This window comes from Chitinophaga sp. sic0106 (assembly GCF_019219075.1).
Lineage (GTDB): Bacteria > Bacteroidota > Bacteroidia > Chitinophagales > Chitinophagaceae > Chitinophaga.
This window is the reverse complement of sequence record NZ_JAHUWJ010000004.1, coordinates 401,438-415,988: the sequence shown is the minus strand read 5'-3', so window position 1 is coordinate 415,988 and position 14,551 is coordinate 401,438. Positions and strand designations below refer to the sequence as shown.

Sequence of the window (14,551 nt, the reverse complement as noted above, 5' to 3'; positions counted from 1 at the left end):
GTGGACGCCAACAGAAAACCTGAATCGATGAAAATTGTCGATACCCATTTGCACGTATGGAACCTTCGCCGGGCACACTACCCCTGGCTGGAGGGAGATCGTTCTATCCTCAACCGCACCTGGAGCATTGAAGAGCTTGAGCCCGCACGGGCAGCCGCTGGTGTAACCTATGGGATACTGGTGCAGGCCAGCGGCTGCGCCGAAGATACGGAGCTGATGTTGGAAACTGCCCGCCATACCTCCTGGGTACAAGGGGTAGTAGCCTGGCTACCGCTAACGGATACACGCCGTACGGCGGAATTGCTGGAAACACAGTTCCTGCAGGAGCCTTACTTTAAAGGTATACGTCACCAGATTCACGACGAACACGATACGCAATGGTTGCTGCAGCCTGCTGTGATCGATAGTCTGCAAATGCTTGCCCAACACAATATTCCTTACGACCTCGTAGGGGTATTGCCGGAGCACCTGGAAACGGCGCTGGCTGTGGCTGCGCGTGTACCCGGACTGAGAATGGTGTTTGATCACCTCAATCAACCGCCGATCAGTGGTGGGTTGGAGTCGGGCCGCTGGCACGACCTGATGCGGGAAGCCGCAGCACATCCGAATTTTTACGCCAAGATCAGCGGGCTAGGCACTGCCTCCGGGAATTTTGAGGGTCGTACCGCGGAGCATATCCTGCCATATGTGGCGTATACGCTCACGCATTTTGGTGCGGAACGCTGCTTCTGTGGCGGCGACTGGCCGGTGTCCATGCTATCGGATGATTATGCCGGCACCTGGCAAACGACACGGAGCATACTGGCAAAGCTCTGTAGCACGGCCGATCAGGAGAAAATATTGCACGACAATGCCTGTCGTTTCTACAATTTAACCACTGTTTAATTTAGTACCATGGAAGTAATCAATGGTATTTTCTACCATGCAATGGGCGCCTCTGGTGCGGCATTGTGCTATACACCTCAAAAGAAAGTGAGCGGCTGGTCGTGGCATACCTACTGGCTGTTGCAGGCCGCTGTATGCTGGCTGCTGCTGCCGGTGCTCGTAGCCTGGATTACCATCCCGCAGCTTTCGCAGGTTTTGCAGGAAGCGCCGGGATATGCGATGCAACGTTCCTTCCTGTTGGGAATGGCTTACGGCGTGGGCGGTACCGCTTTTGGTATTGCTATTCGTTATGTAGGCTTTTCACTCACGTATGCAATATCCGTGGGGATTTCCTGCGTGCTGGGTACCTTGCTGCCGCCACTGGTGCGGGGCACGCTGCCGGAAATATTTGCTGCCAGCGGTGCGCCCTTCCTGATAAGCGGGGTGGCTATGGGGGCAGCAGGTATTGCGCTTTGTGGCCTTGCAGGTCGAAATAAGGAAAAAGATATGGCAGGAGCAGCCGGGGCTTCCACATTTTCACTAGCCAAAGGATTGCCGCTATGCTTATTGGCAGGCGTATTATCAGCCCTGTACGGCTTTTCACTTGATCAGGGCCAGCCGGTGGCAGATATAGCCGCCAGGCATGGTGCCGGCCATTTCCAGGGAAATGTGATTTACCTGTTTTCCAACACCGGCGCTTTTGTGACTACGCTGCTGTACTGTTTATACCTGCATGCGAAAGAGAAAACATTTGGCGAGTATGCAGTGGCGGGCGGTAGTAAACTATCGCTGAACTATGCCATGGCTGCTTTGACAGGTCTGCTCTGGTACGGACAGTTTTTCTTTTACGGACTGGGACATGTGCGCATGGGGCAATTTAAGTTCTCCAGCTGGGCCATTCATATGATCATGCTGGTGTTGCTGAGTGCTTTACTCGGACTGGTGATGAAAGAATGGAAGAACTGTTCGGCCAAAACGTTGCGCATATTATGGCTGGCGCTGACCGTACTGGTGGCAGCTATTCTGTTTTTGACTTATGGAAATCTGTAGCAAGCCCATGGTGGCGACTCCGCATGCTGATCAGCACAGGGAATCGCAACACTGGCAGTTGTAGAAATATACACGTTATGAAACCGGCTTTACCATTACATACGCACCCAATCTTCCTCATCGGTGCAGGCGGAATAGTTAATTCAGCCCACCTGCCAGCGTACAAGCTGGCGGGCTTTTCAGTGGAAGGTATCTTTGATCTCTCCACAGAAAAAGCAGCTGCTACTGCGGCTGGCTTTCAAATTCCACGCGTATTCTCTTCGCTGGATGAAATAATACAGGCGGCACCTGACGGTGTGGTATATGACGTAGCAGTGCCGGGATCGGCTATGATAGCCGTTTTGGAGCAACTGCCGCACGGAGCACGGGTACTACTGCAAAAGCCGATGGGCGAAAATCTGGAACAGGCAGCACAAATACTGGCGCTCGCGCGACAGAAAAAAATGCTGGCCGCCGTGAATTTTCAACTGCGCTATGCCCCATTTATACTGGCAGCTAAAGAAATAATTAATAAGGGAGAGATTGGTACACTCAATGATGTAGATATTAACGTAAATGTATACACGCCATGGCACCTGTGGGATTTTCTTTATACCGCAGAACGGGTGGAAATTCTGTACCATAGCATTCATTATATAGACCTGGTCCGTCACCTCCTGGGTAACCCGGATGCGATATTTGCTAAAACCATGAAACATCCGGCGATGGCGCAATTGGCGTCAGTTCGGAGTAATATTATACTCGACTATGGGGATATGATACGTGCCAATATTAGCACCAACCACTGCCACAATTTTGGTACGGAATTACAACATTCCTACATTAAACTGGAAGGAGATAAAGGCGCCATCAAAATCGATTTTGGCGCGTTGGTTAACTACCCGCATGGGGTGCCTGATAGCTTTAAATATACGGTTACTAACGATGACGGATACACGGAATGGAAGTCTTTGCCAATGGATGGCAGCTGGTTCCCGCATGCTTTCATCGGTAGCATGGCCGAGGTGATGCGCGCGGCAGAAACAGGCGGCCTGCCGGATAATTCCGTGGAAGACTGTATTCACACCATGGCCTGTGTGGAAGCCGCATACGCCGCCAGTAAACAGGGGGGAGTGCCGCTTAGTAATTTTCAATTTAATAGGAATGACTAGCATGGTAAGAGGTATATTAACTGTTGTTGTATGGTGTTGCCTGCTGGCTCAGGCCAGCGGAGCATCCTTATTTCACGCAGGCAGCAAGGCGGAGCCGGTTGCGAAAAAGAGGGTGAGCATTCATTTCGTATCTGGTGCACCATCACCACGGGTGAAGTGGGGCATGGGGAAGTTGTCAGCAGCCTTGAAAAAGGCCGGTTATATTGTCGCAGATAGTGATAAGGGAGATGTAATCGTCATCGGCTACTGGAATGCAGCGGACGTGCAGCAACAATTGCAACGCCATACCCCCCGGTTTGAAATACCGGGAAAAGAAGGGTTTGTACTGGCTGCCAAAGACGAAGAGCTGTTGATCACCGGTAATGATGATTCGGGGCTGCTATATGGTTGCCTTGAACTGGCCGACAGTATTGCCCAATCAGGTCATCTGCCTGCATCGATCGGAAAAACCGATCAGCCGCAAATGGTACTGCGGGGCGCCTGCATTGGTGTGCAGAAACCTTATTATCTCCCCGGAAGAACTGTATACGAATACCCCTACACACCGGAAACCTTTCCCTGGCTGTATGACAAGCAACTGTGGATACAGTATCTCGACTCCCTCGCGGCCAACCGCATGAATGCCCTCTTCCTATGGAATGGCCACCCGTTCGCATCTCTGGTGAAATTGAAAGATTACCCTTATGCAGTGGAAGTGGACGATGCTACCTTCCGCAAGAATGAAGAACTGTACAGCTTCCTCACCACGGAAGCGGATAAACGCGGCATCTGGGTGATCCAGATGTTCTATAACATTATTGTATCCAAGCCATTTGCAGAGAAGCATCACATCAAAACCCAGGAACGAGAGCGACCGATTACCCCGCTGATAGCAGACTATACGCGTAAGTCGATCGCCGCCTTTGTAGAAAAATATCCGAACGTAGGGCTCATGGTTTGCCTCGGCGAAGCCATGGAAGGGGTAGGCAACGATGATATCGAATGGTTTACCAAAACAATTATCCCCGGTGTAAAGGATGGACTTGCAGCATTGGGTAAAACAGCAGAACCGCCCATTGTGCTGCGGGCACACGATACCAACGCACCGGAGGTTATGGAGGCCGCCCTGCCACTATACAAAAATCTCTATACAGAAGCTAAATTTAATGGGGAAGCTCTTACAACGCCCCGCCCGCGTGGCTCCTGGGCTGCACTACATCAAACGCTGAGTAAATTGGGCAGCGTACAAATTGAAAACGTGCATATCCTCGCCAACCTGGAACCATTCCGCTATGGCTCCCCGGAATTTATTTATGAGTCGGTGAAAGGAATGCATGAAGTGATGGGGGGTAATGGCTTACACCTGTACCCGCAGGCCTCTTACTGGGACTGGCCTTACAGTGCTGACAGTGTAAAAGGTAAACGCCTGCTGCAAATTGAAAGAGACTGGATCTGGTACCATGCCTGGGCACGATACACCTGGAAGGCCGACAGACCCAAGGCAGAAGAGGCGCAGTATTGGAACAACCTGCTGGCAGCTAAATACGGTTGCACTGCCGCCGATGGTGCCAGTATCGTAGCCGCGTACGACCAGTCCGGTGAAATTGCCCCCAAGCTGCTACGCCGCTTCGGTATTACAGATGGTAACCGCCAAACGCTTACCCTGGGCATGCTCATGACGCAACTGATCAATCCATTCCGATACGGATTGTTTACCTTATTGTATGACTGTGAAAGTCCGGAAGGAGAGATGATCATCGATTATGTAGACAAGGAAGAGAAAGGCCTGCCACATACCGGTGAAACGCCTGCGATGGTGAGTCGTGAAGTAATAGCACACGGCGAAGCCGCCGTGGCAGCCCTGGAAAAGGCAGCACCACACATTACACAGAACAGGGAAGAATTTGAGCGACTACTCAATGATATGAAATGCTATCGCGCTATGGCTTATCATTTCAGCTTTAAAGTGAATGCAGCAATAAAACTGCTGCACTATAAATACTCCGGAAATATAAATGACCTGGAAGCCGCTATCCCTGATCTGCAGCAGAGTGTAGCTGCCTATAAAGAATTGGCATCTCTCACCGGCAGCACTTATTTGTATGCCAACAGCATGCAAACCGCCCAACGCAAAATTCCTATGCGTGGCGTGGATGCTACGTTTAAGCACTGGAAGGAAATGGTGCCGGTGTTTGAAAAGGAACTCTCGACGTTTAAATATAAAATTGATTCGCTTAAAAATATTGGAGATAGCAGTGAAGCACTGCGTAATCCACTGATACAGGAAAAAGTGAATACTGGCAACACCATCGTTACGCTGAAGGAAGGCGCATTGCTGTTTAGCGATACCAACCTCGTCATAAAAAAAATAGCACCGGAATTGCAAGGCATCAGTGCGGTGCAGCTGGCTTTTCGCCAACAACAACAGGTACCTACCGAAATTAGTTTTTCCAGCAAGGAACCGGTAAAAGTGCTGGTGGGCTTTTACAAAACCCAAAGAGGCGCGTTTGTAACGGATACCACTTTTGCCAAAGCCCCGGAGCTGGAAACCAACGCTGCTGCGGATGATTATGGTCAGGCAGAGGCGAGGATTACTAACGCGCTGGTAATGGAAAATATGCCACCGGTAAACGTGCATGCATACCAGTTTAAGGCAGGTGCCCATACCTTGAAACTGCCCAAGGGCGCTTCCCTGGTGCTGGGTTTTGTTATGGCAGCACAGCCTATTCCGGTATACGATGCCATGCTCAGCGGGGATGAAAAATCGAAGAATATAGACTGGTTATTTGAACGCTAATCATAAAGTAGCTATGAGGATCAAATTTATAATAGTTGCGGCACTGTTGATCAGCAACAGTTTCGTATATGCGCAGGAGTTAAGGCTCTGGTATAAACAGCCGGCGGTGAAATGGACAGAAGCACTGCCCATCGGCAATGGGCGTATTGGCGCCATGGTATTTGGCGGCGTGGAAAAAGATCATATCCAGTTCAACGAAGAAACGCTGTGGACGGGTGGTCCCAGGAATTACAACCGCACAGGCGCCTTTAAATACCTGGATACACTGCGGCAGCTGCTTTTCAATGGCGACCAAAAAGCCGCCGAAGCCCTTGCTGAAAAAGAATTCATGGGACTTAAAAGTAATGAAGTTGAAAAATTCAACTGGATAAGAGAAGTGCGCACCAACCAGGCGGCCGCTATGGAACGTTATAACGACAGTGCCTGGAAGTCTATGCCACTGCCATCGTATGATGGTTGGGAAGCCATAGGGTTCGATGGATTGGATGGCGCAGTGTGGCTACGCAAAACTTTTGAGGTACCGTCGGCATATGCAGGTCAGGAAATGATCCTGGACCTGAACCGGGTCCGTGACTACGACTATACGTATATCAACGGCAAACTGGTGGGCTCCCAGCAAAATACGGAAGGACGCAAATACAAGGTGCCGGCGGGCTTGCTGCATGTGGGTAAAAATACCGTAGCCGTGCTGGTACTCAACTTTACCGACAAAGGTGGTATCACCGGTTACAAAGACACGACGCGCCACATCGGCCTATATCTTCCTGAAAAAAATACTCCCGCTATTTCCCTGCACGGACCATGGAAATACTTTGTGCAAAATGATGAGCCGCCGGCAGTAGGGAAATACCAGGCCAACTACCTGCCATTCGGTGACATCTCCCTGGAATTCAATCACACAGGAAAAGTAAAAAATTATAAAAGAGAGCTGGACCTCCAAACCGCTGTGGCTGCAGTGTCTTACCAGGTAGAGGGGACAGACTATACCCGACAGTACCTCGTTAGCCAGCCGGATCAGGTATTGGCTATTCACCTCGGCGCCAGTAAGAAAGCCAGCATCAGCACGGTGATCCGCCTGACGAGTCCACATAAAGCTACACTGCATACTGAGGCGGAACAATCCATGCTCACGATAGAATTCAAGGTGCGTGAAGGGGAGTTGTCAGGTACCAGCTACCTGAAAGTAAATGCTCATGGCGGTAAGGTAAGTGTGTTGGCAGATAGAATTGATATCCAGCAGGCAGATGCCGCGGATATTCTACTGGCAGCAGCCACCAGCTATGTGAACTTCAAAGATGTACATGGCAAGCCAGACGTAGCTTGTCAGCAGGTTATAAAAGCAGCAGGCGGGAAATCTTTTGAAGAGATAAAAGCAGCACATCTCAGGGAATATCAGCAGTACTTCAATACCTTCTCCGTTAACTTTGGTAAGTCGGCCAACGAGGCGCTGCCTACGGATGAGCGCATTATTCGTTTTACCCAATCGGCAGATGCGCCTTTTGCAGCACTGTACATGCAGTACGCCCGTTATCTGCTGATAGCAGCTTCCCGCCCGGGTACGCGGCCCGCTAACCTGCAGGGTATCTGGAATGATTTGATGTCGCCGCCATGGGGCAGTAAGTATACCACCAATATCAACCTGGAAATGAACTACTGGCCGGCGGAGTTGCTGAACTTATCACCTATGCATCAGCCATTGTTTAAAATGATTGATGAACTAAGAGTGACAGGGCACCAAACTGCGCAGGCTTATTACAAGGCGCCTGGATGGGTGCTGCATCACAATACAGACCTGTGGCGTGGTACCGCACCTATTAATGCTGCCAACCATGGCATATGGGTCACTGGTGGCGCCTGGCTGTGTGAGCACCTGTGGGAGCATTATCTGTTTACCCAGGACAAAGATTTTCTACGCATTTATGGCTATCCGGCCATGAAGGAAGCAGCCGAATTTTTTAATGCTTACCTCGTGAAAGATCCTGCCAGCGGGTTTTTGATCAGCGGTCCGTCCAACTCGCCGGAGCATGGCGGCCTGGTGATGGGCCCTACCATGGATCATCAGATCATCAGATCATTGTTTAAAAATGTAATCGAGGCCAGTGAAGTATTACAGGTAGACGCTGATTTCCGCGAAACACTGAAGGCAAAGTATCCGCAAATAGCGCCAAATAAAGTTGGTAAGCATGGGCAGTTGCAGGAGTGGATGCAGGATGTAGATGATCCCGGCGATAAGCACCGCCATGTATCCCACCTCTGGGGCCTGTATCCGGGGAAGGAAATCAACCTGGATGAAACACCGGAGCTGGTAAACGCTGCAAAGCAATCCTTGCTGTACCGCGGTGATGCCGCTACAGGCTGGAGCCTGGCATGGAAAATAAATTTCTGGGCACGGTTTAAAGACGCTGATCATACTTTCAAAATGATTGGTATGCTGCTTTCGCCTGCCAGCAAGGGCGCCGGAAGTTACCCTAACCTCTTTGATGCACACCCGCCTTTCCAGATCGATGGTAATTTTGGAGGTGCGGCTGGTATGGCTGAAATGCTCGTCCAGAGCCATACACACTATATCGATATTTTGCCGGCACTGCCATCTGAAATCCCTGATGGCGAAATCAAAGGACTCTGCGCGAGAGGAGGTTTTGAAATCAACATGGGATGGAAGAATAGCGCACTTAATTATCTCACCATAAAATCAAAAGCCGGACAGCCGTTGGTACTGCGATACAAAGGGAAAGTGGTGAAGATATCCACTGTGAAAGACGGGCTGTATACATACAATGGTAATTTGGAAAAATTGTAAACCCTATATGATGAAGCGCTGTTGGTGTTGTTTTATAATATTGATACTTTCCGGTAATGCCTTAGCGCAGGACTCAGCCATCTGGAAAAATGCCAGGTGGATCGCATATGAGAACATCCCTGATTCTGCTATCATAGTACCGCATATACACGGCAACGGTAAAAAGGCCTGGGGACCACGAAAAGATGTGCTGCCAATGTTCCGAAAAGAGTTTGTGGTAAGCAAGCCGCTACAGGCTGCAGTATTATATGTATCTGGACTGGGGCAATATGAGCTGAGTATAAATGGCGCCAAAACAGGCGACTGCTTTCTTGAGCCTGGATGGACAGATTATAGTCGCGCTGCGCAATATGTTACTTATGATGTTAAGCATCAGCTTAAACAAGGTGCCAACGCTATTGGTATGATGCTGGGTAATGGGTTTTACTACATTCCAGGAGAGCGCTACCGTAAAATGACCGGTGCGTATGGTTATCCGAAGATGATCCTGCATTTACAATTGCAGTATACTGATGGTTCAACCGCCGATATTGTATCCGATGAAACCTGGCAAACAGCCCCGTCGCCCATCTATTTCTCCAGCATCTATGGAGGGGAGGATTATGATGCACAGCGGGAACAAGCCGGGTGGAATCATCCAAGGTTTAAGGCTGATGGCTGGAAATCTGCTTTGCTAACCCAACCGGTGCCATTGGTGGCGCAAATAAATGCTCCCGTGCGAAAAACGCGGCGATATGAAGTAAGGAAGTATTGGCAAGTGAGTGATACAACTATTTACGATTTTGGCCAGAATACAGCCGCAGTACCGCAAATACAGGTATGGGGGCGTAAGGGGGATACCATCCGTTTGTTTCCAGGTGAACTGGTGAATAAGGACGGAACTGTTAATCAAAAAGCAACCGGATCGCCTTATGTACTCACCTATGTGCTCAGAGGCAGTACGGTAGCGGAACCGGAAGTCTGGCAACCACGATTTACGTATTATGGTCACCGTTATATACAGGTGGTACGGCTGGCAGGAAATAAGCAGGCAGGCAAACCTGAGCTGTTAAGCATTAACAACGATGCAATTAGTTCTGCCGGTGATCGTATGGGTATTTTTAGCTGTTCCAATGACCTCCTCAACAAAATATTTATACTCATAGATCATGCTATTACCAGCAACACAATGAGTGTTTTTACCGATTGCCCGCACCGCGAAAAGCTGGGCTGGCTGGAACAAACCTACCTGATGGGGCCATCGGTATCTTACAATTACGACATCTCCACACATTATCGTAAGGCAATTTTCGATATGAAGAACGCGCAATACCCGGATGGTAAAATCCCGGAGATAGTACCGGAGTTTACCCGCTTTACGGCACCTTTCGACGAATCGCCGGAGTGGGGAAGCGCGGCCGTTATCGTGCCATGGAATAACTACCGCTGGTATGGCGACAAGCAGTCCATCGCAGAGGCCTATGACATGATGCAGCAATATGTGGCCTACCTGAAAGGGCGTAGCAACAAAAATATCATTACCCATGGACTGGGTGATTGGTTTGACATCGGTCCACAAAGGTCCGGCTTTTCTCAGATGACAAAAATGGGTATAACGGCAACGGCTACTTATTATTATGATCTTGCCATTATGGCCAGGGTGGCCAAGTTGCTCGGGAAAAAGAAAGATGCCTCTGCCTACAATAAGCAGGCAGCAAAGGTGAAAACGGCTTTCAATAAAACTTTTTTTGATCGCAAGCACCAGCAGTATGACTCCGCCAGCCAAACCGCTAATGCCATGGCATTATATATGCACCTGGTACCTGCTGCCAAACGTAAAGCGGTATTGGACGCTTTGGTAACGGATATACGTAAACGAAATAATGCCCTTACGGCTGGAGATATCGGTTATCGCTATGTATTGCAGGCCCTGCAGGAAGGTGATAGAAACGACGTAGTGTTTGATATGAATTCCCGTGACGATGTGCCGGGATACGGCTACCAGATCAGGCATGGCGCTACCGCACTGACGGAAAGCTGGCAGGCATATGAATTTGTGTCAAATAATCACTTTATGCTTGGCCACCTGATGGAATGGTTTTATGCAGGATTGGCAGGTATCTCGCAGGCAGATACTTCAGCCGGCTTCAGACATATAATCATCAAACCTGCACCAGTAGGTGATATCCGGTGGGTGCATTCCCGCTATGGTAGCGTTGCAGGTACGATTGCCGTGGATTGGAAAAAGTCGGACAAAATATTTGAACTCACCGTGGAAATTCCCCCTAATTCAACTGCTACCATTTGCCTGCCTGCTAAGACAAATGCTGTTATCACGCAGAATGCGCAGAAGCTTTCAAAAGTAATGATTGAAAATAATCGTACAGCCATTAAGGTTAGCTCCGGAAAATATCTGTTCACTGTAACTGAATAATCATGAAAATAATCTCCAACATAAATATATTGCTGCTGTTGTGTTTGCTGATGCAGCATTCCTATGCTCAATCAGATTTTAATAACCATTGGAAGTTTATGTTGGGAGATGATACCCTGGCCAGTCAGCCAAAATTCAACGATACAAAATGGCGTCAGCTCAACCTGCCACACGACTGGAGCATTGAAGGAAATTTTTCAGCTGCGGCACCGGCCACCACACAGGGAGGAGCGCTGCCTGCCGGTATCGGCTGGTACCGGAAAACTTTTACGCTTCCGGCAAAGGAGTCAGGAAAAGAATTGCGTATTGAGTTTGACGGCATTTACCGCGGCAGTGAAGTATGGATCAACGGGCATTACCTGGGTAAGCGACCAAATGGGTACATCTCCTTTGCGTATGAACTTACACCCTACATCAGGTTTGGGGAGAAGAATGTGCTGGCGGTAAGGGTAGATAATAGTCGCCAGCCTAACTCCCGCTGGTACACCGGTTCCGGGATCTATCGCAACGTGCGATTAGTATTGAGCAATAAAGCTGCTTTTGACAGGAATGGGATATTTGTAACTACCCGTTATCAAAGTAATGGAGCCGCCGCTACTGCAACAGGAGTGATACAGATTAAGGCCGGTCTGCATAACCATACCGGTACCGCACTAACCTGTCAGCTGCAAACAAAAATTTACGATGCCGCCGGGATACTCGTGGCCGATACCATCTCCCGTAATATAATACTCGAGGATAAAGGACAGACCGCACCAACCACGATGACGCTTATCCCCAATGTAATTGCCTGGTCAGTAGATAATCCGCATTGTTATAAAGTAGTATCCCTTTTAATGAATGGCCGGCAAATACTGGATAGTATGGTAACGGTAACGGGTATACGCTCCTGTAGATTCGATAGCGAAAAAGGATTTTTCCTAAATGAACAGCCGCTGAAAATTAAAGGTGTTTGTATGCACCACGACCTGGGCGCACTCGGCGCCGCAGTCAATGTCCGCGCCATGGAACGGCAGCTGGAAATCCTCAAGGCCATGGGATGTAACGCCATCCGCACCGCCCACAATCCGCCGGCACCCGAGTTTCTGGATCTGTGTGATAAAATGGGTATCCTCGTAATGGTAGAAGCATTCGACATGTGGGGGAAGAAAAAGAACAAGTACGACTACTACTCGGATTTTGAAGCCTGGCACAAGCAGGACCTGGAAGATATGGTGCTGCGCGACCGCAATCACCCTTCCGTATTTATGTGGAGCATTGGCAATGAAATCCGGGAACAGTTCGACAGTACCGGCATCACGCTGGGCAAGGAACTGGTTGCGATTATAAAGGCAGTAGACTCCACCCGCCCGGTGACCTGCGCCCTGAGTGAATGGAATCCTGAAAAGAATTTTATTTACAAGTCCCATGCACTGGATGTGATTGGGCTTAACTATCACCATGAAGTCTACGAAGATTTCAAAAAATATTATCCCGGAGAAATTTTTCTCGGAACCGAAAATATGTCGGCCTTTGCTACCAGAGGGCACTATGGCCTGCCTTCCGATAGTACCTATTTTTGGCCGGCAAAATCCCCGCAGAAAATAGTGGAAAATGGAAATCCGGATTTCACGGTGTCTGCCTACGACCAGGTAGCGGCCTATTGGGGCAGTACGCATGAAACCACCTGGAAAATCATCCGAAAGCATGACTATCTCTCTGGCTTGTTTGTATGGAGTGGTTTTGATTTTCTGGGAGAACCTATTCCATACCCATGGCCGGCGCGGAGTTCTTACTACGGTATCATTGATCTGGCAGGCTTTCCGAAGGATGTATACTATATGTACCAATCGGAATGGACCAACAAACCGGTATTGCATCTGTTTCCGCACTGGAACTGGCAGCCAGGCCAGCTGGTGGATGTATGGGTATATTACAATAATGCGGATGAAGTGGAATTATACCTGAACGGTACCTCCCTGGGTGTGAAACGTAAAGGGCCGGAGGAGCTGCACCTGTTATGGCGGGTGCCTTTTGCCGCCGGTACTCTCAAAGCCGTATCCCGCAAAAATGGTGAGCAGGTTTTGCAACAGGAAATCAAAACCGCCGGAGCCCCCGCTGCGATTACCTTGCAGGCAGATCATAACATCATTAAGGCAGATGGTAAGGATATATCCTACGTAACCCTGCAAATAACAGACGCCAACGGCAACCCCGTACCATATGCAGATAACCAGGTAGATTTTTCCATTGAAGGCCCTGGGGTAATCGCCGGTACCGACAACGGCTACCAGGCAGACACCCTTTCCTTAAAAAATCCATCCCGGCAATGCTGGAAGGGGATGGCCCTGGCAATTATCCAATCAACTCCCAAAACAGGCATTATCCGCTTAAAGGCATCCAGTGCCGGTATCCGTCCTGCCATCATTACGATCCGTTCGGAGAAGTAAAAAATTTACGCAATCGTTCCCGGAGATATTTTATACTGCAAATAGTAAAATGTTCCATCTTTATAGTGAAACCTTACATTGGTTAAGGTGGTTGTTGCCGGTATCTTTAAACCGGTGAAAAAAACAGCATCCACACTGTTTTTTTCGACTGACTGAAAAACTGATGCGACATGAAAAAGATATTCCGTGTTATGAATGGTGCTCCCATGGCAGCTGCTTTGCGTCGGCTATCCGCTGCAGGCAGATATTTGCCCTCTTTTTCCAAAACTATCATTCCCTCGTCTGTTTGCTTTTCATTGGTATGTTTTTCTTTACACGGTGAAGCGCAGGTGAATCCGGATTATGAAAAAGTACTGACAGAAAGGACCAGTAAGATTGTAAAAAATTTAGACATTACAGACAGCTCCCGTTACCATACCGTCATGAACACAATCGTCCATCAATATATGGATCTGAATGTAGTGCATGAGCAGTATAAAACAGCAGTAACCGGTATTAAGGCAGATTCATCCAATGCCACTGCAATCAAACAACAGGAGGAAAAACGGAATGACGCCTTGCGCACGCTGCATCAGCGTTTTATTGCCAGCCTCGGTAAGCAACTGAACCCGCAACAGGTAGACCAGGTAAAAGATGGTATGACCTACCGCGTACTTCCCGTCACCTATAGTGCCTACCAGGATATGCTGCCGCAGCTCACCACTGCACAGAAAGAACAGATCTATACCTGGTTGCTGGAAGCACGAGAACTGGCCATGGATGAAGGTAGCTCTGACGATAAGCATAAAGTATTCGGTAAGTATAAAGGCAGGATCAATAATTATTTATCCGCCGCAGGGTACGACCTGAAAAAAGAAACAGCAGCCTGGCAACAGCGCCTGAAAGAAAGAAGAGATTCCAAGTAATTCCAACATCCACGTTTGTCCTGACCCAATAAGGTTTCCACGATTAATGAAATTCCAATTGCTATGATACTGTAAGTCGCCTCCAGCGGCTGCAGCAGACTGATGTGATTGTCTGACAGACTCAACCAAACTCAACTCTCAAGCTATTTTTTAAACGAACGCC

Annotated in this window: 8 protein-coding genes; all 8 read left to right on the top strand. The window is 49.0% G+C overall.

Annotated elements, in window-relative coordinates; all coding sequences use genetic code 11:
- Nucleotides 1–27 precede the first annotated feature (27 nt).
- The 8 genes from KW844_RS08890 to KW844_RS08855 all read left to right on the top strand — a co-directional run bounded on the left by KW844_RS08890 (nt 28) and on the right by KW844_RS08855 (nt 14,388).
- Nucleotides 28–885: an amidohydrolase gene (locus tag KW844_RS08890; protein WP_218376359.1), complete on the top strand. Its 858-nt coding sequence runs from the start codon at nt 28–30 to the stop codon at nt 883–885.
- 9 nt (nt 886–894) lie between these two features.
- Nucleotides 895–1,914: an L-rhamnose/proton symporter RhaT gene (locus tag KW844_RS08885; RefSeq protein WP_218376358.1), complete on the top strand. Its 1,020-nt coding sequence runs from the start codon at nt 895–897 to the stop codon at nt 1,912–1,914.
- Entirely contained in the window at nt 1,854–3,065 is a 1,212-nt protein-coding gene (locus tag KW844_RS08880; protein WP_255578309.1) for a Gfo/Idh/MocA family protein, read from the top strand. The genes KW844_RS08885 and KW844_RS08880 overlap by 61 nt, the downstream gene beginning before the upstream one ends.
- Nucleotides 3,058–5,841: a hypothetical protein gene (locus KW844_RS08875; protein WP_218376357.1), complete on the top strand. Its 2,784-nt coding sequence runs from the start codon at nt 3,058–3,060 to the stop codon at nt 5,839–5,841. Before KW844_RS08880 ends, KW844_RS08875 begins: the two co-directional genes overlap by 8 nt.
- A gap of 13 nt (nt 5,842–5,854) precedes the next feature.
- A complete protein-coding gene (locus tag KW844_RS08870; RefSeq protein ID WP_218376356.1) occupies nt 5,855–8,641 on the top strand; it encodes a glycoside hydrolase N-terminal domain-containing protein in 2,787 nt (928 codons plus the stop codon).
- Nucleotides 8,642–8,648: 7 nt separating this feature from the next.
- The gene (locus KW844_RS08865) at nt 8,649–11,054 is read left to right on the top strand and encodes a family 78 glycoside hydrolase catalytic domain (RefSeq protein ID WP_218376355.1); all 2,406 of its coding nucleotides are present in this window, start codon (nt 8,649–8,651) and stop codon (nt 11,052–11,054) included.
- Nucleotides 11,055–11,056: 2 nt separating this feature from the next.
- Complete coding sequence (locus KW844_RS08860) at nt 11,057–13,483, top strand: glycoside hydrolase family 2 TIM barrel-domain containing protein (RefSeq protein WP_218376354.1); 2,427 nt, start codon at nt 11,057–11,059, stop codon at nt 13,481–13,483.
- Nucleotides 13,484–13,653: 170 nt separating this feature from the next.
- Nucleotides 13,654–14,388 carry a DUF3826 domain-containing protein gene (locus KW844_RS08855; protein WP_218376353.1) on the top strand — a complete coding sequence of 245 codons (735 nt, stop codon included), beginning with the start codon at nt 13,654–13,656 and terminating at the stop codon, nt 14,386–14,388.
- The last annotated feature ends 163 nt before the right edge of the window (nt 14,389–14,551 follow it).